The following is a 23,474-nucleotide window of genomic DNA, read 5'->3' on the forward strand; positions in this document are numbered from 1 at the left end:
CGCGCATGGCCGCGTGTCTGTGCGCATGGTCGCGGCGGGTGCGACCGAGCGCCGTTCGACCTCAACGTAAGGGCCCTCGGGAGGGGCCGCGCGCCGCCATCGCCCGTCCGGTGGTGCGGGAGGCGGCCATTCGGATCACGGAAACGGGGGGCCAGGGCTGTGCACGGCGCACAGCCGCCACGGGTCGTCCTCGGCGTTCCGCGGGTGCGGCGGCACGGCCAGGTGCACGAGAGCCGAGGCGTTCGATTCGGTCGTCGCCGTGCCACCGGGCCATCTCGCGGAGTGCCGGCCGGAATTCCCGGGTGAGGACCGCGTCGAACTCGCAGAACAACGATTCCCCCGCGCCCTTCTTGAAGGCCTGGCCGGGCAGCTTCGCGTCGAGGTCGAGGACGGACGCACTGCGGGACCGGACATCGATCACGCGGTGGTCCCCAGGAAACCCACCGGGGTGTCAGCGGGCCGTCGCGGCCAGGCTCTGGCGCGTCCGGAAGAGCAGTTCCAGGATGGTGTGTTCCGTCGTGCGGTCCGGGCCGAGCAGGCGGTTGCAGTGCAGGTGGACGTAGCTGTCGCAGAGGTCGGGCAGCGGCTTGCCGAGCAGCCGGTGGCGGTCCAGGTCGGCGAGCCGGGCAGCGACGTCCTGCGCGGCGCGGCGGCGTTCGGCGAGGACGGCGTCGATGCCGGGCGGGGCCGGGCCGCGCAGAAGTTCGCAGAACTCCGCTTTGCGGGTGCGGTACTGGGCGCCGGCGGAGCGCAGTCGGTGGGTCCAACGGTCGTGGACCCGGCGGTAGAAGCGCAGCCGGTCCGGTTCGTCGAGGCCGAGGCCTGCCAGCAGGTCGTCGATGGTGAGCAGGGCGAGCGCCGTGTCGTCGAGCGGCAGTTGTCCGGTGCGGCCGAGGGACAGCAGGTCGAGGACGGCGAGGCTGTCGGCGGTGTAGAGCTGCTCGGTGGCGTCCATGGCGGGGAGGCCGCCGTAGCGTTCGATCTCGCGGTCGTAGACGTCGAAGCCGAACCGGGAGAGGTGTCCGTCGGCCAGGAGGGTTCCGGCCCAGTCGCCGAGTGCGGGGATGAGCCGGCCGGGGTCGCCGCGCAGGCGCAGCCGCAGGTGGGGGTCGGGGTCCGCGTAGCGCAGGAATATGCGGCGGTCCGTGTGGTGCGCCGTGGCGCGGACGAGGTCCCTGACGCCGTCGGCGAGCAGGGAGTTCTCGTCCTGCCGGTCGCCGTAGAGCTTGACGTAGGTCCAGTCGCTTCCGGGGTGGCGCATTCGCTCCGTGCGGCCGATCGGGGCGTGGGCGGGCCGGGACCGCCGTGCGGGAGGGGCGGCGGCCCGGCGGGTCATGGAGACGACGAGTTCCACGATGTGGGGCCCGTCGGGCCCGGTGGCCCAGGCGTCGTCGAGACCGGGGAGGGCTTCTTGGAGGACGACGGCGCCGCCGGGCCGCAGGTGGTTCACGGCGCGGCGCAGTTCCTCCGTGTGGGAGCGCGCGGCGAGGTCGATGAGGAGTCGGTGGTCGGCGGCCTCGTCGCTGCTCGTCAGGTAGGTGTGGCGGGGCACCCGCCAGTGGCGGCGCCAGGCGTCGAGCGCGGCCGGGAACGCGTCCGGGTGCCCGGTGAGCTCCTGTCCCCGGGCGTGGTCGAGGCGCCACTGGGCCGGGCGCAGGACGAGCGGGCCGCGGGTGACGCGGGGCAGGTAGGGGAAGCCGCGGGCCGGTCCCCAGCCGAAGCCGGTGAGCAGGGCGGTGCCGTCGCGGCTCAGGTCGGCGAGGAAGCGGCAGACGGCCGGCGCCCGGCTGTGGTTGAGCATGTGTCCGGCGCAGACGGCGATCTCCCGGACGGTGCCGGTGCCGTCGTCCCAGATCAGCGCGAACCTGGCGTCGGTGACCCGGACGGCGAGTTCGTCGAGGGGGATCCAGCGGGTCGGCCCGGGCTCGGCGCTGGTGCGGATGCCGATCTCGTGGTCGCGGACGGCGGGGCGCACGACGACGTTGGCCGAGCGGGTCTTCTCGGGCAGGTAGACCAGTTCGGCCTGGACGCGCTCGGGGTCCAGGGCCTGTTCGGCGTCGGCGATCCCGGCGAGGGCGGGTACGGCTTCGGGCAGTGCCCCCGCGAAGCGGCCGAGGTTGCGTCCGGCGGCTCCGGCGCCGGTGTTGGCGCCGAACACGAGCCGGAAGTCGCCCGCGTCGATGGCGGTGGGCGATGGGGCGGCGACCATGGCGTAGAGGTCGAGCGAGGCGGGCAGCCGGTGGGGCTCGGGGTCCGCGAGGGCGATCCGGTCGATGGTGTCCTGGTCGAGGTCGATGCCGGTCAGGTGGTCGTGGAGCGCCTCGGTGGCGAGCCGGAGCAGGGTGTCGGCCCGTGTGGTGTCCAGGGGTGCGCCCGCCGCGGACGGGGAGGGTGTGCCGAGGCCGGCGACGGGGTCGAGGAGTTCGAGGAGGGGCACGTCGCGGTCGGTGCCGTACCGGGCCTCGAACGCGCGCCGGTAGCCGGCGATGTGCGGCGGCCCGTCCGGGAAGGGGGTGAGACGCAGGAGCAGTTCGGCCGCCGCCACGGCCGCGTCGGCGACCTCGCGGGATATCCGCCCGGCCGCGAGGGGCAGCGCCGCGTCGACTTGGAGGGGCGTGGCCGTGGCGAGGCCGGTGACCCGGCGGGCGTGGTCGGCGAGTGCGGGGAACGTGGCGGCGCCGGTGTCGGGGGGCTGTTCCTCCCAGTCCCGGACGGCCGCGAGCAGCGCGTCGAGGTCGGCGTGGGGCACAGCGGCATGAACCAGGTGGCCGACGCGGTTGTGCTCGGCCAGAGCGCCACGATTCACCTGGTCAGCCGGTTGGAGGACCGGGGGTGCTGTCGCGCTTCATGTGCCCGTTCGACCGTCGGGGCATCTACACCGGCGTGAGCGAGCCCGGGTTGAAGTTCCTGGAGGAGGCCCGTCCGACCAGCGGTGTCGCGCTGCGCGAGGGCGCCGGACATGTGTCGAGGCTATGGCGCGCACGGCCGTGCCGCCCAGAGGCGCCGACCGCCTGGGTGACGGTTCCGCTCAGGAGGCGGCCTGCGACCGCGTAGCCGGAGCGCGTTTGGCAGGGCCGATGTGGGTGCCGTCTCTGCCCGCCCCGCGAAGGCGGTACCCCGGCCAGGTGCGTCCGTGCCTCGGTGGCCCACCCAGGCGGAGGACCCGGGCGGGCATCAGGGTATCCGAATCGAGGACCCTGCCGAAGACTCGTGCTTGGTGGGCGGTCAGCCCAGTTCGATCCCCGCGTCGTACAGAGCGTCACCGGGTTTGCACCATGCCTCCTTGGTGTTGGCAATAGGTACGCCCTCACCGTGGTTGCGAGGGTACCCCTGTCCCCAGGCCCAGGCGCTGGCGACGCCGTAGAAGCGGCCGTCCAGCGTTTCGCAGGTCGCCAGGACACGCCACCGCTGCGTCGTTGGAGCGTACAGGCAGGCCCCCTCGGCGTACTGGGGGTTGTGGCCGGTCTCCTGGCGCAGGCTACAGTCCGCGGGCACTGCTTGGGCGACCGGTGCTGCGGCCAGGGAGGTTCCCGCGGCCGCAGCGAGGGTGACGGCGGTTGTCACGAGTGCCCTGATGGTCTTCACGGTTGTGTTCCCTTCGAAGGCCCGGGCGGGCATGTGTACGGCCCGGGTGGTATCCAGGTGCCGGTCGGCAGTTATCGGAAGCCAGCCGACATGGTCCCCGGCAGCACGCACAACGGATCCCGGCAGACTTCCCCCTCCCGGGCGAACTGTTCCGGGGCCGTTGGAGCGAGGCAGGGAGACCGCTGCTTTCCGAGGCCGTCGTACGGCCCCACCGGACCGGGCGGCATCCGTCTGTGCGTGAGCGTGCCCCGATGGGCGGTCAGCCCGTTTCGATGGTCGCGTCGAGCAGGGCGTCACCGGGGTTGCATGTTGCCTGCTGGCTGTTGACAACAGGTACGCCCTCGCCGTGGTGATGGGTGTACCCCTGTCCCCAGGCCCAGGGGGTGACGACGGCATACTTGTGGTCTTCCAGCGTTGAACAGAACGCCACGACGCGCCATCGCTGGTTTGTAGGCGCATAGGCGCAAGACCCCCTGGCGTACTGGGGGTTGCTGTAGACGGACTGGTACAGGCTGCAGTCGCCCTGATCAACGTCCGCGGCCGCACTGGGTGCCGTGGCCACGGAGATTCCCGCTGCCGCCACGAGGGTGACGGCGGCTGTCACGAGTGCCCTGATGGTCTTCACGGTCGTGCTCCTCTCGCGGGCCCGGGCGCATGCGCACGGCCCGGGTGGTATCCAGGTGCCGGTCGGCAGCTGTCGGAAGCCAGCCGACACGGTCCCCGGCAGCACGCACAACGGATCCCGGCAGACTTCCCCCTCCCGGGCGAAGTGTTCCGGGGCCGTTGGAGCGACGCGACGGGAGCGGAGCTGTCGAACGATGGCGTCGGGCTCACCGGCTGCGGGGGGACGGGGTTGTCGGCGTCGGGGCTGGAGCGGTTCGGGGGCTGGGCCTGCGAGGTGTCCAGGCCAGGTGTGGACGGCTCGCGCTTCGCCCGGGTGTCAGCCGGCGGTGATACGGGCGAGGGCGGCCTGGAGGCGTCGCACGGCGTCTTCGGCTTCGGTGTACTGCTCGGGGGCCGGGGGGACGGTGCCGAAAGCGTGATCGTCCGCGGGTAGGGCGCGCCAGCGCAGGACGGGTTCGAGGGCGGTGATGGCACCGGAGAGGAACCAGGCAAGGCGGCCGTGGGTGCCGGCGAGGGCGATGGCGATGACCGCCAGGACTTCGCGCAGGTGTTCCAGCCGGTTCTGCTCCGGCAGGACCTCTTGGACGTTTGCCGGGCCGATGGCCTCGCGCAGTCCGCCCTCGACCCGGATCGCGAGGTCTCGCTCGCCTGCGGACGGTTCCCATACCCGCTCGTGGATCTGCTGCTCGGCTTCCTCCGTCAAGCGCGCAATCGCCGTCCGCATGTCCATGCGGCTCACCGTAGTGCCCGTGTCCAGCACGCCGGGTTGTGGAGGATTCGGGCGCCGGGGCGCCGGTCGATCGTCCCCGGTGGCGTCCCCGGCGAGGGCCTTGTCCGGCACCGGGCCCGGCACCGTGGTGCCGACCGCTCGCCGCGAGGACCCGCCCCGTACGGCGGGACGCTGCTGCGGCCCTGACCGGCACCCGCACCTTGAGTCCCCGCCTCGGCCAGGAAGGACCGGGCCCTGTTTCCAGGGGCGTGCGCTGTGTGCAGGGGTTGCGGGGACCGCGTCCTGTGTGCGGCCCCCGCGGGATGCGGCTACTCGTCCGGTGATCCGTTGTACAGGGGGACCTGGAACGTCTGGCCGGCCTGGATGGTGACATCGTGTCCGGAGACGTTCTGCACGTTCAGCACTTGCTCCCCCTCGCCGGAGTCGCCGATGCCAGTGGTCGCGAAGTAGGTGGACGGGATTCTGTTCGAGAAGGCGGGATTCTGCATGGCAGCTCCGTGATCGGATGTGGATAGGGACAGGAGTGCTTCCGTGTCTACCTGTAGCCCAGCTGGCTCGGGGGTAACCGCGCGTCGCAGGGAACCGTCCGAACGAGGCCACCGACGCACACCAGTCCACCGGCGCCTGAAGTGGGGAGCGGATGTTCTCGCTGCGTGGGCCTCGGCCGTGGGGATCGCCCTGCCGTGGACGGTCGGCCGATCCGAAGCCCGTGATCCGTCAGATGGCCCGCGAACTCGGGGTTCACCATGAGGCCCTGCGCAACTGGATCCGCCAGGACGAGGCGGACCGGGGTGAGCGCGACGACCGGCTTCCCGGAGCCAGGCGGCATCTCGTCACGGAGCCGGTGGGCCGACCCAGTCGGGAGGGCGCTGTTGGTGTCACCACATGCGCGCGAGCTGTTCACCGTCGGATGATTCCGGCGGCCACTGCGTGACCTCGCGTCCGCCAGGCTCGGTAACCCGCTAGAAACCCCTCGACACCTGGAGGACATCATGCGACGCCGAAGCGTTGCCGCTGCCGTGCTCGCCGGACTCTCCCTGGCCTTCGCCGTACCTGCGGCGGCCCACGCGGCGCGCGGCCCGCAGATCACCATGAGCGGCTCCTGGAACGACACCGCCACGATCGAGGGCACAGGTCTCTCGTCGCCGAAGGACGTGATCTGGGACGGGGATACAAGCGGGTCCGTCGCCGTGGGCGGGCAGGACTGACCGAGTCGCAACCAGGGAGGCTGCGGTGTCCGGCACTCGGCCGGGCACCGCAGCCTGTCGATAGAACAGTCGCGGTGACGTTCAGGTGGGCGCTGAACAGGCCAGGTTCTCCCGAACGGGCATGGAGACTCTCGTCGCCTCCCTCTTGTCGGCGTCGCCGGGGTCCCGGGGGAGGGATGCGGGGTGTCGATCGCGAAGAGCCGGCGGCCGGCGACGTACCCGCCCAGGAGGCCTCGGCGGTGAGCGCACCGCCGTCGGGGGACAGACCGGTGACGGTCATGGTGGTCGAGAGGGCGGCGATGTCGCGGGCCGCCGCAACCCGCTGCGGTCGACGAACTCGTCGCCACCTGGGAGAACGAGGCCCCGGAAGCGGCCGCATCCGAGGCGTGCATTGCTCTGCAGCAGGTGGATCGCGTCGCCGAGGTCGCGTGCGTAGGCGTCGAGGGCATCGGCGATCGGCCGCAGGTCCCACGCCCGGCCCGCGCGCCGCTGGGACAGGAGCTCCGAGAGCGCGGTCTGCAGGGGGCTGCGGGCCGGGTGGGAGGCGGCGCGGGCCCGCTGGACAGCGGGGGCGCGGTGGGGGTGGCCCTGGGTGACGTCCGCCCAGATCAGGACGGTGGCGATGTCGCGGCGCACGGCGTCGTCGAAGCGGCGGGAGGTGCGCTCGGGCAGGTGCTCGGCCAGGCGGTTCCAGTCGGTCTGGGGGAGGGTCCAGCGGGCGAGGGCCTCGCGGCGGTAGTGGTAGTCCACCGGGTTCGGGTCATGGTCGAGGTGGGCGGCGAGTCGTCGCAGGCCAGCCTGGGCCTCGTCGGTGGCGCCTGCCGTGGCGAGGCGGCGGCGGGCGTCGAACAGCAGCCAGCCGGCGGTGGCCCAGGGCAGGTCCAGGCGGGAGGCGGCGAGTTTCTGCGATCCGCCGGCGGTCATCTGGACCAGGCGGAGGGGCACGGCCCGTCTGAGCACGTGGTGGAGATCGGCGGGGACGTCGAAGTGCTGCCGGATCCACTGGGCGGGCAGGAGCTGGGGGACGTGGCGCCAGCTGAAGGTCCCGTGGTGGGTGGGCGGGATCGGGGGCTGCGGCCTGCGCGGTGCCGGGGCGGGTCGCGGAAGGCCGTCGGCTTCGTGCACCAGGCGGCGTATCGCCGGGGAGGCGTCGCGTGTGCCGTTGAGGACGGACTGCCAGCGGTGGGGTGACCAGCGGACGGCGGCCAGCAGGCCGCTGATCCTGTACTCGGCTTCAGCGGTGTCGAGGGCGAGGAGGCGGTGGGCGGCGGTGAGGGTGCGGGCGGCGTCGGCCGGGTGTTGCGGGAGGCGTCCGTCGCCCCGGGGCTCTGCGGTGTCGCTCTGGTCCGGGGTGGCGGTCATTGGCCGCAGCAGGACGGCGGTGGCGCGCAGGTCGTTGAAGTAGGTGGTCGGGGCTCTTTCCCACGGAGCCCCTACCCGCGGGATCCCCGCCAGTGGCCGCGACCGGCCGGAGTCCCGCTGTGGCAGCGGTTCCGGGGCGAGGAGTGACCCACCCTGCGGGAGTTGCTGGCGCCCGCGCGGCGGGTGGCCAGGTGGTGGGCCCTGGTGCCGCTGCTGTTCTGCCTGTGGCCGTTCCTGGTCTTCCTGGCGCTCTACCCGATGGCCAGGTCGGCACGGCGGCTGGCGCGACGGGTGTTCATCGTGCCCGGGCCCCGGGGGATCACCGACGAGGTGGTGCTGCGGGTGCAGAGGATACGGGGGTGGCTGGCGCTCGGGGCGGCGCTCGTGGTGCTGCTCGTGTACGGGACGGCGGACGACTGGGACCAGCTCGACGACCAGTTCGAGACCCGGCTGACGGTCACCCCGTTGCTGGTGCTGGTGACCGCGCCCGTGGTGGTCGGGGTGCTGTTCCGGCTCGCCGGGCCGGCCACGCGCCCTGCCATGCGGGCCCAGGTGCGGCCGGCGGTCCTGATGGCTTCGCAGTACCTGGGCGCGTGCGCGGCGGTGCCGGTGCTGCTGTGGCTCGCCGGTCAGGCGCAGGGGTCGGTCCAGGGGCTGTTCCTCGGGCCGCTGTTCAACCTGCTGGTCCTGGCGTTGCCGATCTGGGTGCTGATGTTCGTGGCCTTCGCCTCGCCGACGGTGGTTCGCACGGCCTTCACCATGGACCGGGTGCACCCGGTGTTCCCGCCCGTCCTGACCGGCGTCCTGGTCTGGGAACTCACCCTGATCGGGCTGGTGTTCGGCGGCCTGCCGCCCGGCCCGCCGGCCGTCCAGCTGGCCGCCGTGGTCGGCGGGCCCGCGACGGTGACCGCGGTGGCGTGGTGGGAGGTGCACCGGCTCCGGAGCCGCTTCGGGGTCTCCCTGCGCGGGCGGGCGACGGCCGGGAGCGGGCGGTAGCCAGGCCGGCGGCGGTCTCGGGACCCGCGGCGGTAGCGGGCCGGGCACGCCCCGGAGATCGGGCGGACAATCGAAGGCATGGGCGGAGCGGACCGGTTCGACACCCTCGGTGACATGTACGAGGAGATGTTCCTCCTGCCCTGGCGCCGACACCTGGAGTCGTTCAGCGTGTTCGCCGCACTGGGCACGGTCACCGGCCGCAGCGTCCTGGACATCGGGTGCGGTACGGGCCTGTACAGCCGGGAGCTCAAGCGACGCGGCGCGGCGCGGGTGGTCGGGTACGACGTCTCCGGCGGCATGCTCGACGTCGCGCGGCGGGCCGAACGCGCCGAGCCGCTGGGCATCGAGTACACCGAGCGCCGCGACCTCGTCGAGGACGGCGCCTTCGACGCGTGCCTGGCCGTGTACGTCCTGCCGTACGCGGAGGACTACGGAGCACTGCTCTCCCTGTGCGCCCTGGCATCACGGACCCTGCGCCCGGGCGGCCGGTTCGTCGCCCTGCCCGTGAACCCGGACTTCCACGGCGAGCGCACCTACTACGAGCGCTACGGCCTGCGCCTGGTGGAGACCGAGTCGCGCCACGACGCCTCGCGGGTGACGCTGGAACTGTGCTTCGGCCGCTACGACGAACGGATCACCGCACGGTACTGGAGCCGGGCCACCCTGGAACGGGCCCTGCGCGAGACGGGCTTCGCCTCGATCTCCTGGCCCGCCTTCCGGGTCTCAGGGGAAGGAACCGCCCGCCACGGCGAGGACTTCTGGCGGCCGTACCTCGCCTGCCCCCACGCGGCGATCATCAGCTGCACCAGGACCTGATCCCGGAGAACCCGACCCCCGGAGCCCGATCCCAGAGACACCACCATGGCGACCACACCACGGGACCACCGCCGCCCCGGCCCGATCGAGGCAGGATTCCCCCCGTCCCCCGCGGCGGTCGACCCCGCGCGGTGGGACCGGCTGATCGGCCCGGACAACTTCTACAACAGCAGCGCCTGGGTGCGCGCGCTCGAACTCGCCCACGGCGACACCGGCGCGCTCACCGCCGCCTCCGGCGGCCGGCTGCTGGGCGCCCTGTCCGTCTGGCCCGGCGAGAACGACGAACCCGGGCTGTTCCACCTGCCCACGCTGTTCCCGGACCTGGCGGCCGCCCGGTCCGCGCGATGGCTGTGGCTGGGAGCCCGGCGCTCGACCTACAACGAACTGGTCCGCACCCGCGGCGAGGACCGCGACCGCGCCCTGGAAGTCCTGCTGGAAGGGGCGCTGCGGCTGGCCCGCGACCGCGGCCTCGACGGCGTGGTCCTGCCCTACCTGGCCGCCGGCGACGCCCGTGAGCTCACCCGGATCCACCCCCGGGCCGTCGTCCTGCTGCACGACGCGGACGCCAACGTCGCCGTCCCGGCCGGCGGCTACGCCGAGCAGTCGGCGCGGATGAGCCAGCCCGACCGCACCCACCGCCGGGCCGAACGCCGCGCCTGCGAGCGCGGCGGCACGACCGTGGAGTGGCGGCCCCTGGCCCACGGGGACGTCGCCCGGCAGGCCGCGGCCCTGGTGACGCAGACCCGAGCCCGGCACGGTGGAACCACCGACCCCGCCTGGATGCTCCGCTCCTTCGCGGCCCAGGCCACGACGGGCGTGCTGGACCGGGCCGTCGGCTGCTTCGCGGTCCGCGACGGCCGCCCCGTCGCCGTGAACGTCTGCTACACCCACCACGACCGGCTCTACGGCCGCTACTTCGGCTTCGACTACCGCGCCGCCCAGCCCCGGAGCGAGTACTTCGTGCTCTGCTACCAGGCCCCCGTCGACTACGCGGCCGCCGGCGGCTTCCACCGCTACCGCCTGGCCGTCTCCGCCTGGCAGATCAAGATCCGGCAGGGCGCCGTGCTCTCCCCACTCGCCGCCGTCGTCCTGCCCCTGCACGGGCGGTTCTGCGACCCGCGGACGGCGGCCCGGCACAACGCCCACACCGCCCGGCTCTGGACCGGCCGGTGCGCCGCCCGCCCCTGGGCCCTGGCACCCGAGTGGAACGACTGGGCCCAGGACGGCCCCGACGCTCCCGCCTCCGGCTGACCGCCGCCGACATCGGAAGGAGACCCGCCGTGCTGCACCTGGTCTACCTGATCCAGCCCACGCCGGACGCGGAGACGGACCCGCACGCTTTCTGGGAGTGGGTCCGCGCCCGCGAGTCCTGGTACTACGACGGACTCGACACCGTCCTGCGCACCCGGTGGGCGGTACGCACCGTCGGCGCCCACGTCCACACCATCGAACACACCGTCAGCTTCGCCGACGAAGCCGGCTGGGGCCGCTACCGCCGCCAGGTCGCCGACCGCGGCCGCGACCCGGCCTGGGAACACCGCCGCACCGAACAGACCCGCTGGTGGACCCTGCTGGACGCCACCCTGCTCAGCGACCCCCCGGTCCCCCTCGGCTTCGACCGCACCCCCGCACCGGGACGCACCCCGTGACCGGCACCGACGAACTCCTGCGCCGCAGCGGGCACCTGCTCACCCACGCCCGGTTCATGACCCTGGCCACCACCGACGGCACCGAACCGTGGGCCTCCACCGTCAACTTCGTGCCGCTGCGCGCTCCCGGCGCCCCCTTGCGGCTGCTCTACTACTCGCTGCGCACCGCCCTGCACTCCCGCAACATCGGCTACCACCCCCGCGTCGCGGGCTCGCTCTACCTGACCGGCCTGCCCGGACTCGGCCTGGACGGGGCCCAGTTCACCGGCACCTGCCGCGCCACCGACGACCAGGGCGTGGCGGAACACCACCGGCTCTACTACGAGTTGAACTTCCCCGATCCCGCCGTGCGGAGCGAATGGCTCCTGCCCGCATCCGACTTCCGGGGTTCGGGCCCCCGCCGCTTCTACACTGTCGAGGTCGACCGCTGGTGGCTGTTGGACATCGACCGCTGGCTCGTCGACAAGCACGACCAGCGCGTCGAGGTCCCCCTCCACGCCCTCACCGGGCCGGGCTGAGCCACCTGGCGCACCGCCGCTCTCCCGCCGTCACCCGCGACGGTGGCTTCCCCGCGTTGCGGGGGCGTCCCCCGGAGCGCCCCCTCTACCGTTCGCCGCATGCCGCCGCACGCCGCCCGCGCGGCCAGGGAATCGAGGACCACATGACGTCGGCCGTGAAGAGCAAGAAGTTCAACACCCTGTTCGACTGGTTCGACCTGAACGGGGACGGACAGCTGTCCCAGGAGGACCTGCGCGGCACCGCCGACGTGTTCGCCCGGACCGCGACCAGGGACGACCAGGCCACCATCCGGGCCCTGCACGACGCCTTCGCGCGCTGGTGGGACCTCCTGCTGGAGCACGGGGACACCGACGGCGACGGACAGGTCTCGCGCCAGGAGTTCCTCACCGTCATGAAGGCCGACGTGACCACGCCCGCGCACTTCGAGGGCACGGTGCTGGCGATCGCCGACGCCCTGCTGAACGCCTACGACACCAACGGCGACGGCGTCCTCAGCAAGGAGGAGTACGTCCACATGTACGAGCAGCTGGGCGTGCCCCGCGTGCACTCCGAGCAGGCGTTCCCACGGCTGGACCGGGACGGGAACGGGGTGATCAGCCTCGACGAGTTCCGCAAGGCGATCATCGAGTTCTACCTCAGCGACGACCCCACCGCGCCGGGCAACTTCCTCCTCGGACCGATCGGCTGACGGCCGGCGCGCGGCAGCGTGCGCCGGCGGCTCCCAGCTGGATCGGCTGATGAGAGCCGACACGGGCCGACCCGGTGTCAGGAACGGGTACGGCCCGCCGGTTTCACCAGTTCCGGCCCCGCGACCGGATCCGGTCCCGCGCCGCTACTCGTGGCACAGGGTCTCCGGGCGCATCAGCCGCAGGAGCTGCGGCAGGCACACCGCACCGGGTGTCGGCCGCCGTACGCGCTCCCCTTGTACGGCGGCCGACGGCGTTCCGGAGCGGTCGCGGGTGGCTGGACCTCGGGTGGTTGGACCTCGGGCGGGGGCGTCGGGCGGGGGGGCGTCAGGGTGCCGGGGTCTCCGTGCCCTCGACGCCGGCGAGCAGTTTGCGCAGGAGCCCGTCCAGGGTGGCCCGTTCCTCGCCCGAGAGGGCGGCGAGCAGCGCGGTCTCGTTGGCCGCGTGGTCGGTGAAGGCGGCGTCCACGAGGGCGCGTCCGGCCGCGGTGAGGGCAATGCGGACGCTGCGCCGGTCCGCCGGGTCGGTGCGGCGTTCCACCAGGCCCGCCGATTCCAGCCGGTCGATCCGGCTGGTCATGCCGGCCCGCGACATCAGCAGCAGCGCGGCGAGTTCGGAGGGCATCAGTTCGTACGGCGCGCCGGAGCGGCGCAGGGTGGCGAGAACGTCGAACTCGCCGCGCTGGAGGCCGTGTTGCTTGAACACCTCTTCGACGACCCGGCCCGCGAGCAGCGCGAAGCGGCCGAGGCGGCCGACGGTGCCGACCGCCGCCAGGTCGAGGTCCGGGCGCTCCCGGCCCCACTGGTCGAGCATGACGTCCACGTGATCCATGGGGACATGTTATTCGATGGGAGATAGTTAGACGTAGTACTATCAGCCAAGGAACTATCGGAGTGCCCACCGTGGGGAGAGACCAATGACGTTGATCGGACCGGAAGCCGTGGTCGTGCGGGGCGACGAAGCCGAGACCGTCTCGATGCTCGGCGGCACAGGGCGGCTGCTGGCGGACTCCAGCGCCACCGGCGGCGCCCTGAGCACCCTGCGCGTCACGCTGGGGCGCGGCAAGGACGGCGCCACCCCGCACTACCACGGGGGCTCCTCGGAGCTGTTCTTCGTCGTCGACGGCTCGGCCCAGGTGCTCGTCGGGAACGAGGTCGTCACCGCCCGCAGCGGCGACCTCGTGGTGGTACCGCCCCACCTGCCGCACGCCTTCGCGGCCGCGCCGGACTCCGGGGCGGACCTGCTGATAGTGATCACCCCCGGCGTGGAGCGCTTCGACTACTTCCGCCTGCTGGAGCGGATCCGCGCGGGCGAGGCGACGGTCGAGGAACTGCTCGCCAAGCAGGACCTCTTCGACAACCACTTCCTGGAGTCGCCGAGTTGGCGCGACGCCCGGGACGAAGCCGCCCGGTCCCAGCCGTAGAGCGCCCGGCAACGAGCCCGACCCGACACCAGGAGAAGACCCCCGTGACCGACACCCGCACCATCACCAACCCGCCCGACCTGCACGACCCCACGCCGTTCGGCTACAGCCACGCCGCCTCCGCACCCGGCGAACCGGTGTTCATCGGCGGCCAGTACGCCTCCGACGCCCACGGCCAGGTCGCGCCCGGCGACTTCACCGCCCAGGTGGAACTCGCCCTCGCCAACCTGCGCACCGCACTCGCCGGAGTCGGCCTCGGCTTCGAGCACGTGGTCCGCCTCGGCTCGTACATCGTCGACCACGACCCGCAGAAGCTCGCCGTCCTCGGCAAAGCCCTCGCCGCGGCCTGGGGCGACCGACTGCCCGCGCAGACACTCAGCGGAGTCGCCTCGCTCGCCCTGCCCGGGATGCTCTTCGAGATCGACGCGGTCGCCGTCCGGCCGACGGCGGAGGCAACGGGCTGACCCACCCACCCGCAGGGGTCCCACCCGCCGGTGGGACCCCTCGCCGTACCGCCCGCCGTACCATCGCGTTCGAGCCGACACGGACCGCCCACACGGCCCGGGCCGCCGCCGGTGGAACCGTCCTGCGCGCAGGTCGCGGAGCCGGCGACGGACCGAGGTGGCCCGGATGAGGCTGCCCGTCGCCCGCCCCTGTCGCACAATGCCAAAAGCTTGTCGGGAAAAGACGATACGGCCGCCCCGCGAACCACGACAGTGGACCCATGACCACACACCGCACCGACGTCCTCGTCATCGGCGCCGGAGTCGCCGGCATCGGCGTCGCCTGCCGCCTGCGCCGGGACCTCCCCGGCCGTGACTTCGCGATCCTGGAGCGCCGGGCCGGCATCGGCGGCACCTGGGACCTGTTCCGCTACCCGGGCGTCCGCTCGGACTCCGACATGTTCTCCTTCGGCTACCGGTTCCGCCCCTGGAACGGGACCAGGGTGCTCGCCGACGGCGAGTCGATCCGCGACTATGTGACCGCCACCGCCCGCGAGTACGGCGTGGACAAGGCGATCCACCACGGACTGCGGGTGCTGGCCGCCGACTGGTCGAGCGAGCACCAGCGGTGGACGGTGACCGCGCTGCGGGAGGCGACCGGCGAGCGGGAGACCTGGGTCTGCTCCTTCCTCGTCACCTGCACCGGCTACTACGACTACGACCGGGGCCACCTGCCCGAGTTCCCCGGCGCCGAGCGGTTCGAGGGCGTGCGGATCCACCCGCAGCACTGGCCGCGGGACTTCGACCACACCGGGAAGCGGGTCGTCGTGATCGGCAGCGGCGCGACCGCCGTCACGCTCGTCCCGGCGCTGGCCGACAGGGCGGCCCATGTGACGATGCTCCAGCGCTCGCCCTCGTACGTCCTCTCGGTGCCCTCGATCGACCGGATCACCACCTGGCAGCAGCGGTTCCTGCCCGGTCCGCTGGTCGCCAGGATGACCCGCCGACGCAACATCGGCCTGCAGCGCGCCCTCTTCCGGACCGCCCGGCGCTTCCCCCGCGCGACGCGCCGGATGCTGCTGGCCGGGGTGCGCCGGGCGGTCGGCCCGCGCATCGACATGACCAACTTCAGCCCGGCCTACGACCCGTGGGACGAGCGGCTGTGCGCCGTCCCCGACGGCGACCTCTTCCGGGTGCTCCGGGAGGGCCGCGCCAACGTCGTGACCGACACCGTCGAGACCTTCACCCCCACCGGCATCAGGCTCGCCTCCGGCCGGGAACTCGCCGCGGACGTCGTCGTCACCGCCACCGGCCTGAACCTCCAGGCCTTCGGCGGCGCCACGATCAGCGTCGACGGCGAACCGCGCGACCTGCACGACGTCTGCACCTACAAGAGCGTCATGCTCGAGGGCATCCCCAACCTGGCCTGGGTCTTCGGCTACACCAACGCCTCGTGGACCCTGAAGGTCGACCTCGCCGCCGCCTACCTGGTGCGCCTGCTCAGGCACCTGGACGCCACCGGCCGCACCGTCGCCGTGCCCGTCGACCACGGGGCCAACGCGACCGACGAGGGCGTGGTCGACGAGCTGACCTCGGGCTACATCCGGCGGGCGAAGGACGTCATGCCGCGCCAGGGGCGCGAGTTCCCGTGGCGGATGGTGATGGACTACCACCACGACCGGAAGGTCCTGCTGTCCGACCCGATCGAGGACGGCGTCCTGGCCTTCGGCGGGCCCGGGAGTGCGCGTCTTACCGGTCCGTGACGCCGCCCCGTGTCGACCGGCCGCGGGCCCGGTCGGACGCTAGCGTCGGCGGCATGAGAATCCTGGTCACCGGCGGTGCCGGCTTCATCGGCGCGTCCGTGGTGCGCGCCCTGGTCGCGGCCGGGCATCACGTGCGCGTCCTGGACGCCCTGCTGCCCGCGGTCCATCCGACCGGGAACCCGCCCGCGCTGCCCGCGGGTGTCGACTTCCGGCGCGGGGACGTCCGGGACGCGGCGACCGTCGAGGAGGCGCTCGCCGGGGTGGACGCGGTCTGCCACCAGGCGGCGATGGTCGGCCTGGGACTGGACCTCCAGGACGCACCGCGGTACGTCGGCTGCAACGACCTCGGCACGGCGGTGGTCCTCGCCGCGATGGCGCGGACCGGCGTCCGACGGCTGGTCCTGGCCGGATCCATGGTGGTCTACGGGGAGGGGCGCTACCACTGCGCGGAGCACGGCGAGGTGGCACCGGGGCCGCGGCGGCCCGCCGACCTGGACGCCGGACGGTTCGAGCCGCCGTGCCCGGTCTGCGGCGCTCCCCTGCGGCCGGGCCTGGTCGCGGAGAGCGCACCCGCCGACCCGCGCAGCGTCTACGCGGTGACCAAGCTCGCGCAGGAACACCTCTCCGCCGCCTGGGCACGCGCCTGCGGCGGAACAGTACTGACGCTGCGTTACCACAACGTGTACGGCCCCGGGATGCCGCGCGACACCCCGTACGCGGGGGTGGCGTCGCTGTTCCGCTCGGCCCTCGCCCGCGGCGAGGCGCCCCGGGTCTTCGAGGACGGCCGCCAGCGCCGGGACTTCGTCCACGTCGAGGACGTCGCCGCCGCCAACCTCGCGGCACTGACGGCCGTGGGCGACCGGCCGCCGGGCAGCGTCCGGGCGTACAACGTGGGCAGCGGCGAGGTGCGCACCATCGGTGAGATGGCGGCCGCGCTGGCCGCGGCCCACGGCGGTCCGGCGCCGACGGTGACCGGCGAGTACCGGCTCGGCGACGTACGGCACGTCACCGCCGACTCGAACCGGCTGCGCGCCGAACTGGCCTGGCTGCCGCGCGTCCCGTTCGACCGGGGCCTGGCGGAGTTCGCCGCCGCACCGCTGCGGGTCTGAGGTCAGCTCCGGGCGGACGGCAGGGCGATCTCGAAGCAGCAGCCGCCCGCCACGTTGTGGACGCGGGCCCGCCCGGCGTGGGCCTCGACGATGCCGCGGACGATGGCGAGGCCCAGGCCGGCACCGCTGCCGCCGGCCTCGGGCCGGTCGGACCGCCCGCCGGGATCGGCCGGCCTGGGCGTGCGGGCCGCGGTGCCACGCCAGCCGGTCTCGAAGACCCGGGTCAGGTCCTGGGCGGGGATGCCCCCGCAGCCGTCGGTGACCGAGAGCAGCACCTCGTCCGCCTCCCGCCGCGCGGAGACCGTGACCACGCCGTCCTGAGGGGTCGAGCGGATCGCGTTGACCAGCAGGTTGCCCAGGACCCGGGTGATCTCGCGGCTGTCGACCTCGACCGGTTCGGGCTCCACCTGCCGGCCTTCGAGCCGGACGCCGCGCTGCCGGGCCAGCGCGTGGGCACCGGCCAGCGCGTCGTCGACCAGGTCGTAGACGGAGACCCGGGAGAGCGAGAGGGCGAGCGTTCCGGCCTGGATGCGGGAGAGTTCGAAGAGGTCGTCCACCATCCCGGTGAGCCGCTCGACCTCGGTGCGGATCCGCCGGAGGTAGCGGTCCGGCTCCTCGGCGACGCCGTCCTCCAGCGCCTCGGCCATCGCCCGCAGCCCGGCCAGCGGGGTGCGCAGGTCGTGGGAGATCCAGGCGACCAGCTCCCGCCGGGACTGTTCGAGGGCCTGTTCGCGGCCCCGGGATTCGGCGAGCCGGGCGCTGGTGGCGGACAGTTCCTCGCTCAGCTGGGCCAGTTCGCGGCCCAGCGGGTGGACGGGCGCGGTGAAGCCGGTGTCGCTGCCGACGGTCCGGGCGGCCGCGGTCAGGGCCCGGCTGCCGGCGACCACCTGTCGGCCCAGCAGGGCGGCGGTGCCCAGGGACACGACGGCGGCCATGGCGAGCACCGTTATCACGACACCGAGGTCGTGGGCGGAGAGGAACATGGCCTGCGCGACGGCGAAGGTGCCGGAGACGACCGCGAGCACGGTGACGACGGCGACGCAGAACAGCGAGAGCGCCATCGAGCGCCTGCGCAGCAGCCGGACGGCCGGCCAGCCGAGCAGGCCCGCTCCGCCGGCGCCGAGCGCGGCGAACAGGGCGATCAGCAGCAGGTCCTTCACCCGCGGTCCTCCCCGGCACCGGGCACCGGGTCGTAGCGGTAGCCGACGCCCCACACCGTGCTGATCATCCGGGGGGCGGCGGGATCGTCCTCGATCTTCTCGCGCAGGCGCCGCACGTGGACGGTGACGGTGGAGAGGTCGCCGAAGTCCCAGCCCCAGACGCGGGCCATCAGCTCCTGGCGGGAGAACACCGTCCCGGGGAACCGCAGGAGGAAGGCCAGCAGGTCGAACTCCCGTGCGGTCAGGGACAGTTCCCTCCCGGAACGGTGAGCGCGACGGGCCGGCCCGTCGACGGTGATGTCCCCGGAGCGGACGGGCCCGGCCGGGGCGCCCGCCGCGGGTGCCGCCACGCGCGAGCGCCGCAGCACCGACTGGACCCGCAGGACGAGTTCGCGTGGACTGAACGGCTTGGTGACGTAGTCGTCGGCGCCCAGCTCCAGGCCGAGGACGCGGTCGTCCTCGTCACTCCTGGCGGTGAGCAGCACGACCGGCAGCTCCCCGCCGGCGGCCTGGCCGCGCAGCCGCCGCAGCACCTCCAGGCCGTCGATGCCCGGGAGCATCAGGTCCAGGACCACGAGGTCGGGCTGGTGGGCCCGGGCGAGGGCGAGCCCCCGCGGACCGTCGGCGGCGTGGTCGACGTGGTGGCCGGCCCGGGTGAGGTAGCCGGCGACGACCTCGGCCACGGTCGGGTCGTCGTCGATCACCAGGATGCGGCCGGCGGCCGACGGCCCGGCGATGGCGGAGGGCACGTTGGCGGAGGGCTCGTTCACCCCGCCGAGAATAGGCGCCGGACGCCGGTGCGGACGCCGCCGCCGTCCCCCCGTTCGACCTCCGTAAGATCCTGGGCCCCGTCCGCACACCCGTCCGCACACCGGTCCGCACCGGTGCGGCCCCCGACGGCTCACCGGTGGGCCGTCGGCGCGACGTTCGGCTTCCGTAAGGCTGCGGCACCACCGTCCCGGGCCGACCCGCCCTTAGCGTGGCCGACGTGACCTCCGCTACCCCTCGTTCGTCCGGTGTCGATGTCGTCCTGCCCTGCCTCGACGAGGCCGAGGCGCTGCCCTGGGTGCTCGGGCGCATCCCGCCCGGCTGGCGGGCCATCGTCGTGGACAACGGTTCGCGGGACGGCTCGGCCGAACTCGCCCGATCGCTCGGAGCGACCGTGGTCGAGGAGTCCCGGCGCGGGTTCGGCGCCGCCTGCCACGCCGGGCTCCTCGCCGCCACCGCCGAGCTGGTCTGCTTCCTGGACTGCGACGGCTCGCTCGACCCCGCCCAACTCCCCCGGGTCACCGCTCCGGTGGCCGACGGCACGGCGGACCTCGTCCTCGGCCGCCGCCGGCCGGTGAGCACGGGCGCCTGGCCCGTGCACGCACGGCTCGCCAACACCGTGCTGGCCCGCCGGCTGCGGGCCCGCACCGGCGCCCCGCTGCACGACCTGGGCCCGATGCGGGCCGCCCGACGGGAACGCCTGCTGGCGCTCGGTCTGGGCGACCGCCGCTCCGGATACCCGCTGGAGATGGTGCTCGCCGCCTCGGCCGCCGGCATGCGGATCACCGAGACCTCCGTCGACTACCTGCCGCGCGCGGGCCGTTCGAAGGTCACCGGCACGGTGCGCGGCACCTGGCAGGCGATCCGGGACATGCGGGCCGTGCTCGCCGCCCCGCCGCCCACCCTGCTGGTCATCGCCAAGTCGCCCGTACCCGGCCGGGTGAAGACCCGGCTCACCCCGGCCTGCACGCCCCAGCAGGCGGCGGCGCTGGCCGAGGCCGCGCTCTCCGACACCCTGCACACCCTGGCCACCGTGCCGGCCGGGCGGCGCCTGCTGATCCTGGACGGCGAACCGGGCCGCTGGCTGCCGCCCGGGTGGCAGGTGCTTCCGCAGAGCGGCGGCGGACTGGACGCCCGGCTGGCGGCGGCCTTCGGCCACGCGGCCCGGCTGGCCCCGCACGCGCCCGCGCTGCTGGTCGGCATGGACACCCCGCAGCTCAGCGCGGCCACCCTGGCCGAGCCGCTCTCGCCGGCGGGCCGGGCCGGGGCCGACGCCTGGTACGGGCCCGCGACCGACGGCGGCTTCTGGGCCCTCGGCCTGGCCCGGCCCACCGAGGACCTCGCCCAACGGCTCCTCCTGGGGGTTCCGATGTCGACCCCGGACACGGGGCGGGTGCTCCTCGACCGGCTCGGGGCGGCCGGCCTGACGGTGCGCACCCTGCCGGAAGCCACCGACGTGGACACCGTCGAGGACGCCCTGCTGGTCGCCTCCCAGACACCGCGGAGCCGGTTCACCGCCCGCCTGCGCTCGTTCCGCACCGTCCCCGAGGTGGCGGGTTGACCGGCACCTCGACGGCATGGATCGACGACCCGTTCGCCGACGCCGTCCGCACCGGACGCGGTCCGCTGTGGCTGCGCGGCGACGACGGACGCCGGATCCCGCTCGACATCGAACGCTGGTGCGCACCGGCCGCCGGCGGCGATCACAGCCTCCTGATGCGCTGCTTCCACCTGTCCGCGCCGGTCGTGGACCTCGGCTGCGGACCCGGCCGGCTCGTCGCCGCGCTCCTCGCCGTGGGCGTCCCGGCCCTCGGCGTCGACGTCACCCCGGCGGCCGTCGCCCGCACCCTGGGCCTCGGCGGCGCGGCCCTCTGCCGGTCGGTGTTCGACCGGCTCCCCGCCGAGGGCCGCTGGGGTGCGGCCCTGCTGGCGGACGGCAACCTCGGCATCGGCGGGAACCCGGAGGCCCTGCTACGGCGTGCGGCCGAACTCATCGCGCCGGACGGGCTGTTGCTGGTGGAGGTCGAGCCGCGCGAGGTCGACGAACGCGTCACCGTCCGGGTCGAGGGCCCGGACGGCCGGCTCGGCCCGCCCTTCGCCTGGGCACGCCTCGGCGCCAGGGCCGCCGCACGCCGGGCCCACGGCGCCGGGCTCGTCGAAGCGGAACGCTGGACCTCCCACGGCCGACGCTTCCTCACCCTGCGCCGCCGCACCGCGCCCGCCCGCTGAGAGCGCCCGCCATCACCACCCGTCGGCCGACCTCTCTCGCCCTACGCCCTTCGACCAGTTCACCCGCACTCACGATCCGACCCGAGCCGCTCCGTCAGACCCCGTCGGACTCCGTCAGTTCCCGGCCCCCGCCACGGCGGCGACCCGCCCCGTACGGCGCTGGCGCAGCAGCGGGACCAGGAGGACGACGCACAGGGCCGTGCCGTAGGCGAACTGCTGCGCCACCGGGCCCTGCACCAGGTAGAGCGCCTGCCCGGCGGCCGGGACGGCCAGCCACTCCCAGCGGCCGTCGAGCGCCACCAGCGCGACCACCAGGAGCCCGTACCAGGGGTAGGAGGGCGCGACCAGCAGCAGCGCCGTGCCCGTCACCAGGAGCGCGCCGGCCCACGGCTCACTCCGGTCGCCCCGGCGGAGGACCCGGACCGCCACGGCCGCCAGGACGAACGCCGCCGCCCACGGCGCGAGGCGGTCGGACAGCACCAGCCGCAGCAGCCCGAACCGGTCGATGTGCCCCTGCTCGTAGCCCTCCTCCTTCAGGTAGCCCGGCAGGTAGCCCAGGACCGAGGTGCCCGAGGCCACGACGTACGGGAGGTAGGACAGGGCGAAGGCGCCGAGCGCGGATCCGACCAGCAGGACGTCCTTCCGGGAAGGGCGCCGGGCCGACAGGCCCGCCAGCGCGCCGGGGAGGACGAGGGCCGGCAGCAGCTTGGTCGCGACCGCGCCGCCGAGGAGGAGCCCCCCTCGCACGGCCCTCCCCCGCGCCGCGCAGCCGAGTCCGGCGACCGTCAGCAGGGCTCCGAGCGTGTCCACGTGCGCGTCGTTGACCGCCCACACGGCCACGCCGGGGAACCACCCCCACAACGCGGCCCGCCACCGCTCCCGCCCCACTCTCAGCAGCAGGGCGGTCGTCGCCACCGCCAGCACCGCACCGCCGGCCTGCACCCCGCGGACCCCGCCGCCGAACGGGTGCACGACGACGAACCAGACCTGTGCCACCGGCGGATAGATGGTGTGCACGGCCGGCCGGTTGATCCGGGTGCAGTCCCCGGCCGTGGTGCGCCGCTCGTCCCAGCCCGTGCAGCCGTCACCGACCGGGAAGAGCCCCGGGTCACGCAACCGGGCCAGCGCCGGATCGTCCGGGGTGTGGGCGTAGGGCGAGATCCCGGCCGCCTGGACCCGGCCGTCCCAGACGTAGCGGTAGGCGTCGTCGCTGGTGCGGGGTGGGGCCAGCAGCCCGACGGCGGCGACGGCCACGGCACCGACCAGGACCAGCGGTGCGACCAGCCGGCCGGGCACCCCGCGCAGCAGCACCACCGCGACCGCGAAGAGGGCCGTGTCGAGGACGTACCAGACGGCGAGCGGCACGGAGCCGCCGTCGGTGACGGTCAGCGCCAGAGCGCTGACCAGGGCCGCGAGCGCGAGCGCGCAGGACGGAACGGTACGGTCGATCATCCTGCCCAACCTCCCGGTGATGAAGTCTCGCGGCCCCGGCGTTCCCTCGCCGGGATGGGGCGTCAGACGCCGGGGACCCCCGGAAGACCGGTCGTGAGACCGTCCAGGGCGTGCGGGCAGGGGCACTCGCGCACCAGCGGCAGCCGTTCCACCGCCTTGAACAGCACGGTGCGCAGCCGGTCGACGTTGCGGGCGAACTCCTTCAGCACCTCGCCGTGGGTGACGCCCGCGCCGCTCTCCACCCCGGCGTCGAGATCCGTGACCAGGGCCAGCGAGGCGTAGCAGAGCCCGAGTTCACGGGCGAGGACGGCCTCCGGATGTCCCGTCATGCCGACCACCGACCAGCCGTTGGCGGTGAACCAGCGGGACTCGGCGCGGGTGGAGAAGCGCGGGCCCTCGATCACCACCAGCGTTCCGCCGTCGACGGGCTCCCAGGCCGCCTCCCGGGCGGCGTCCAGTGCCGCCTTCCGCCCCGCCGGGCAGTACGGGTCGGCCATGGACACGTGCACCACCTCCGGCACCGTGCCGTCCGGCAGCGGCAGGCCGTCGTAGAAGGTCTGCGGGCGCCCCGAGGTCCGGTCCGCGAACTGGTCGGGCACCAGCAGCGTGCCCGGCCCGTACTCCGGGCGCAGCCCGCCCACCGCGCACGGTGCGACCACCTGCCGCACACCCAGCGTGTGCAGTGCCCACAGGTTGGCGCGGTAGTTGATCCGGTGCGGGGGAAGCCGGTGGCCGCGCCCGTGCCGGGGCAGGAACGCGACCCGGCGGCCGGCCGCCTCTCCCACGAACACCGCGTCGCTCGGTTCGCCGTACGGGGTGTCCACCCGTACCTCGGTCACGTCGTCCAGCAGCTCGTAGAGCCCGGAGCCACCGATGACGCCCACCTCGGCGCTCGGCGGGACGTCCTGGTCGACCGTCATCCCGGTCCACCTCTCTTCTCGGGAACAGCCTC

At 73.9% G+C, this 23,474-nt stretch carries 25 protein-coding genes and 2 pseudogenes; 16 read left to right on the top strand and 11 right to left on the bottom strand.

Going from position 1 to position 23,474, the window contains the following annotated elements:
- Positions 1-451: 451 nt before the first annotated feature.
- Positions 452-2,806 (bottom strand): lantibiotic dehydratase, encoded by a 2,355-nt coding sequence (locus ACFCY1_RS17680; RefSeq protein WP_375875126.1) that lies wholly within the window; start codon positions 2,804-2,806, stop codon positions 452-454.
- Here ACFCY1_RS17680 and ACFCY1_RS17685 point away from each other — a divergent pair.
- A pseudogene (locus ACFCY1_RS17685) lies at positions 2,744-3,054 on the top strand (hypothetical protein); the annotation flags it as partial. The gene ACFCY1_RS17680 and the pseudogene ACFCY1_RS17685 overlap by 63 nt on opposite strands.
- A 171-nt stretch (positions 3,055-3,225) precedes the next feature.
- On the opposite strand, the gene ACFCY1_RS17690 reads toward ACFCY1_RS17685, so the two are convergent.
- From ACFCY1_RS17690 to ACFCY1_RS17705, 4 genes are all read right to left on the bottom strand, one after another.
- Positions 3,226-3,585: a hypothetical protein gene (locus ACFCY1_RS17690; protein WP_117486294.1), complete on the bottom strand. Its 360-nt coding sequence runs from the start codon at positions 3,583-3,585 to the stop codon at positions 3,226-3,228.
- Between the two features lie 259 nt (positions 3,586-3,844).
- Positions 3,845-4,210, bottom strand: coding sequence for a hypothetical protein (locus ACFCY1_RS17695; protein ID WP_049650463.1), 366 nt, complete (start codon positions 4,208-4,210; stop codon positions 3,845-3,847).
- A gap of 315 nt (positions 4,211-4,525) precedes the next feature.
- The gene (locus ACFCY1_RS17700) at positions 4,526-4,939 is read right to left on the bottom strand and encodes a hypothetical protein (RefSeq protein WP_049650469.1); all 414 of its coding nucleotides are present in this window, start codon (positions 4,937-4,939) and stop codon (positions 4,526-4,528) included.
- A 308-nt stretch (positions 4,940-5,247) separates the two neighbouring features.
- Entirely contained in the window at positions 5,248-5,427 is a 180-nt protein-coding gene (locus ACFCY1_RS17705) for a hypothetical protein (RefSeq protein WP_049650462.1), read from the bottom strand.
- 152 nt (positions 5,428-5,579) lie between these two features.
- Here ACFCY1_RS17705 and ACFCY1_RS17710 point away from each other — a divergent pair, with 152 nt between their 5' ends.
- Positions 5,580-5,873, top strand: coding sequence for a transposase (locus tag ACFCY1_RS17710; RefSeq protein WP_117486295.1), 294 nt, complete (start codon positions 5,580-5,582; stop codon positions 5,871-5,873).
- A gap of 58 nt (positions 5,874-5,931) precedes the next feature.
- The gene (locus ACFCY1_RS17715; protein ID WP_147409018.1) at positions 5,932-6,147 is read left to right on the top strand and encodes a hypothetical protein; all 216 of its coding nucleotides are present in this window, start codon (positions 5,932-5,934) and stop codon (positions 6,145-6,147) included.
- A 276-nt stretch (positions 6,148-6,423) separates the two neighbouring features.
- On the opposite strand, the gene ACFCY1_RS17720 is transcribed toward ACFCY1_RS17715, so the two are convergent.
- Positions 6,424-7,509, bottom strand: coding sequence for a hypothetical protein (locus tag ACFCY1_RS17720; RefSeq protein ID WP_159028388.1), 1,086 nt, complete (start codon positions 7,507-7,509; stop codon positions 6,424-6,426).
- A 162-nt stretch (positions 7,510-7,671) separates the two neighbouring features.
- Here ACFCY1_RS17720 and ACFCY1_RS17725 point away from each other — a divergent pair, with 162 nt between their 5' ends.
- The 6 genes from ACFCY1_RS17725 to ACFCY1_RS17750 all read left to right on the top strand — a co-directional run bounded on the left by ACFCY1_RS17725 (position 7,672) and on the right by ACFCY1_RS17750 (position 12,177).
- Entirely contained in the window at positions 7,672-8,505 is an 834-nt protein-coding gene (locus ACFCY1_RS17725) for a hypothetical protein (RefSeq protein WP_375875127.1), read from the top strand.
- A gap of 78 nt (positions 8,506-8,583) precedes the next feature.
- Entirely contained in the window at positions 8,584-9,321 is a 738-nt protein-coding gene (locus ACFCY1_RS17730) for a class I SAM-dependent methyltransferase (RefSeq protein WP_375875128.1), read from the top strand.
- 45 nt (positions 9,322-9,366) lie between these two features.
- Positions 9,367-10,572 carry a GNAT family N-acetyltransferase gene (locus ACFCY1_RS17735; RefSeq protein WP_375875129.1) on the top strand — a complete coding sequence of 402 codons (1,206 nt, stop codon included), beginning with the start codon at positions 9,367-9,369 and terminating at the stop codon, positions 10,570-10,572.
- 29 nt (positions 10,573-10,601) lie between these two features.
- Positions 10,602-10,970 (top strand): hypothetical protein, encoded by a 369-nt coding sequence (locus ACFCY1_RS17740; RefSeq protein WP_049650457.1) that lies wholly within the window; start codon positions 10,602-10,604, stop codon positions 10,968-10,970.
- A complete protein-coding gene (locus ACFCY1_RS17745) occupies positions 10,967-11,488 on the top strand; it encodes a pyridoxamine 5'-phosphate oxidase family protein (protein ID WP_375875130.1) in 522 nt (173 codons plus the stop codon). The genes ACFCY1_RS17740 and ACFCY1_RS17745 overlap by 4 nt, the downstream gene beginning before the upstream one ends.
- A 143-nt stretch (positions 11,489-11,631) precedes the next feature.
- Positions 11,632-12,177 (top strand): EF-hand domain-containing protein, encoded by a 546-nt coding sequence (locus ACFCY1_RS17750; RefSeq protein ID WP_375875131.1) that lies wholly within the window; start codon positions 11,632-11,634, stop codon positions 12,175-12,177.
- Positions 12,178-12,502: 325 nt separating this feature from the next.
- On the opposite strand, the gene ACFCY1_RS17755 is transcribed toward ACFCY1_RS17750, so the two are convergent.
- Positions 12,503-13,006, bottom strand: coding sequence for a MarR family winged helix-turn-helix transcriptional regulator (locus ACFCY1_RS17755; RefSeq protein WP_375875132.1), 504 nt, complete (start codon positions 13,004-13,006; stop codon positions 12,503-12,505).
- 85 nt (positions 13,007-13,091) lie between these two features.
- Between ACFCY1_RS17755 and ACFCY1_RS17760 the strand changes: the two genes are divergently transcribed.
- The 4 genes from ACFCY1_RS17760 to ACFCY1_RS17775 all read left to right on the top strand — a co-directional run bounded on the left by ACFCY1_RS17760 (position 13,092) and on the right by ACFCY1_RS17775 (position 16,913).
- A complete protein-coding gene (locus ACFCY1_RS17760; RefSeq protein ID WP_375875133.1) occupies positions 13,092-13,598 on the top strand; it encodes a cupin domain-containing protein in 507 nt (168 codons plus the stop codon).
- A 44-nt stretch (positions 13,599-13,642) separates the two neighbouring features.
- Positions 13,643-14,062, top strand: a complete 420-nt coding sequence (locus ACFCY1_RS17765; RefSeq protein ID WP_375875134.1) for a RidA family protein — start codon at positions 13,643-13,645, stop codon at positions 14,060-14,062.
- 260 nt (positions 14,063-14,322) lie between these two features.
- A complete protein-coding gene (locus ACFCY1_RS17770; protein ID WP_375875135.1) occupies positions 14,323-15,804 on the top strand; it encodes a flavin-containing monooxygenase in 1,482 nt (493 codons plus the stop codon).
- A 53-nt stretch (positions 15,805-15,857) separates the two neighbouring features.
- The gene (locus ACFCY1_RS17775) at positions 15,858-16,913 is read left to right on the top strand and encodes an NAD-dependent epimerase/dehydratase family protein (protein ID WP_375875136.1); all 1,056 of its coding nucleotides are present in this window, start codon (positions 15,858-15,860) and stop codon (positions 16,911-16,913) included.
- A gap of 2 nt (positions 16,914-16,915) precedes the next feature.
- Here ACFCY1_RS17775 and ACFCY1_RS17780 read toward each other — a convergent pair whose 3' ends face one another.
- Positions 16,916-18,073, bottom strand: coding sequence for a sensor histidine kinase KdpD (locus tag ACFCY1_RS17780; RefSeq protein WP_117486306.1), 1,158 nt, complete (start codon positions 18,071-18,073; stop codon positions 16,916-16,918).
- The gene (locus ACFCY1_RS17785) at positions 18,070-18,843 is read right to left on the bottom strand and encodes a response regulator transcription factor (protein ID WP_375875137.1); all 774 of its coding nucleotides are present in this window, start codon (positions 18,841-18,843) and stop codon (positions 18,070-18,072) included. Before ACFCY1_RS17785 ends, ACFCY1_RS17780 begins: the two co-directional genes overlap by 4 nt.
- Before the next feature lie 209 nt (positions 18,844-19,052).
- Between ACFCY1_RS17785 and ACFCY1_RS17790 the strand changes: the two are divergent.
- From ACFCY1_RS17790 to ACFCY1_RS17800, 3 genes and pseudogenes are all read left to right on the top strand, one after another.
- Positions 19,053-19,775: pseudogene (locus ACFCY1_RS17790) on the top strand (glycosyltransferase family 2 protein); the annotation flags it as partial.
- Positions 19,776-19,943: 168 nt separating this feature from the next.
- Positions 19,944-20,402, top strand: a complete 459-nt coding sequence (locus ACFCY1_RS17795) for a DUF2064 domain-containing protein (RefSeq protein ID WP_375875183.1) — start codon at positions 19,944-19,946, stop codon at positions 20,400-20,402.
- Complete coding sequence (locus ACFCY1_RS17800; protein ID WP_049658826.1) at positions 20,399-21,070, top strand: methyltransferase domain-containing protein; 672 nt, start codon at positions 20,399-20,401, stop codon at positions 21,068-21,070. Before ACFCY1_RS17795 ends, ACFCY1_RS17800 begins: the two co-directional genes overlap by 4 nt.
- Before the next feature lie 114 nt (positions 21,071-21,184).
- Here ACFCY1_RS17800 and ACFCY1_RS17805 read toward each other — a convergent pair whose 3' ends face one another.
- The gene (locus ACFCY1_RS17805; RefSeq protein ID WP_375875138.1) at positions 21,185-22,522 is read right to left on the bottom strand and encodes a glycosyltransferase 87 family protein; all 1,338 of its coding nucleotides are present in this window, start codon (positions 22,520-22,522) and stop codon (positions 21,185-21,187) included.
- A gap of 62 nt (positions 22,523-22,584) precedes the next feature.
- Positions 22,585-23,442, bottom strand: coding sequence for an S-methyl-5'-thioadenosine phosphorylase (locus ACFCY1_RS17810; protein WP_375875139.1), 858 nt, complete (start codon positions 23,440-23,442; stop codon positions 22,585-22,587).
- Positions 23,443-23,474 lie beyond the last annotated feature (32 nt).

It is taken from the genome of Kitasatospora sp. NPDC056273 (assembly GCF_042268845.1).
Lineage (GTDB): Bacteria > Actinomycetota > Actinomycetes > Streptomycetales > Streptomycetaceae > Kitasatospora.

Bases quoted from the DNA above. Each gene is read 5' to 3' on its own strand.
- ACFCY1_RS17700 (WP_049650469.1), bottom strand. From the start codon at position 4,939: ATGGACATGCGGACGGCGATTGCGCGCTTGACGGAGGAAGCCGAGCAG.
- ACFCY1_RS17705 (WP_049650462.1), bottom strand. From the start codon at position 5,427: ATGCAGAATCCCGCCTTCTCGAACAGAATCCCGTCCACCTACTTCGCG.
- ACFCY1_RS17710 (WP_117486295.1), top strand. From the start codon at position 5,580: ATGTTCTCGCTGCGTGGGCCTCGGCCGTGGGGATCGCCCTGCCGTGGA.
- ACFCY1_RS17715 (WP_147409018.1), top strand. From the start codon at position 5,932: ATGCGACGCCGAAGCGTTGCCGCTGCCGTGCTCGCCGGACTCTCCCTG.
- ACFCY1_RS17720 (WP_159028388.1), bottom strand. From the start codon at position 7,509: ATGACCGCCACCCCGGACCAGAGCGACACCGCAGAGCCCCGGGGCGAC.
- ACFCY1_RS17730 (WP_375875128.1), top strand. From the start codon at position 8,584: ATGGGCGGAGCGGACCGGTTCGACACCCTCGGTGACATGTACGAGGAG.
- ACFCY1_RS17735 (WP_375875129.1), top strand. From the start codon at position 9,367: ATGGCGACCACACCACGGGACCACCGCCGCCCCGGCCCGATCGAGGCA.
- ACFCY1_RS17750 (WP_375875131.1), top strand. From the start codon at position 11,632: ATGACGTCGGCCGTGAAGAGCAAGAAGTTCAACACCCTGTTCGACTGG.
- ACFCY1_RS17755 (WP_375875132.1), bottom strand. From the start codon at position 13,006: ATGGATCACGTGGACGTCATGCTCGACCAGTGGGGCCGGGAGCGCCCG.
- ACFCY1_RS17760 (WP_375875133.1), top strand. From the start codon at position 13,092: ATGACGTTGATCGGACCGGAAGCCGTGGTCGTGCGGGGCGACGAAGCC.
- ACFCY1_RS17770 (WP_375875135.1), top strand. From the start codon at position 14,323: ATGACCACACACCGCACCGACGTCCTCGTCATCGGCGCCGGAGTCGCC.
- ACFCY1_RS17775 (WP_375875136.1), top strand. From the start codon at position 15,858: ATGAGAATCCTGGTCACCGGCGGTGCCGGCTTCATCGGCGCGTCCGTG.
- ACFCY1_RS17805 (WP_375875138.1), bottom strand. From the start codon at position 22,522: ATGATCGACCGTACCGTTCCGTCCTGCGCGCTCGCGCTCGCGGCCCTG.
- ACFCY1_RS17810 (WP_375875139.1), bottom strand. From the start codon at position 23,442: ATGACGGTCGACCAGGACGTCCCGCCGAGCGCCGAGGTGGGCGTCATC.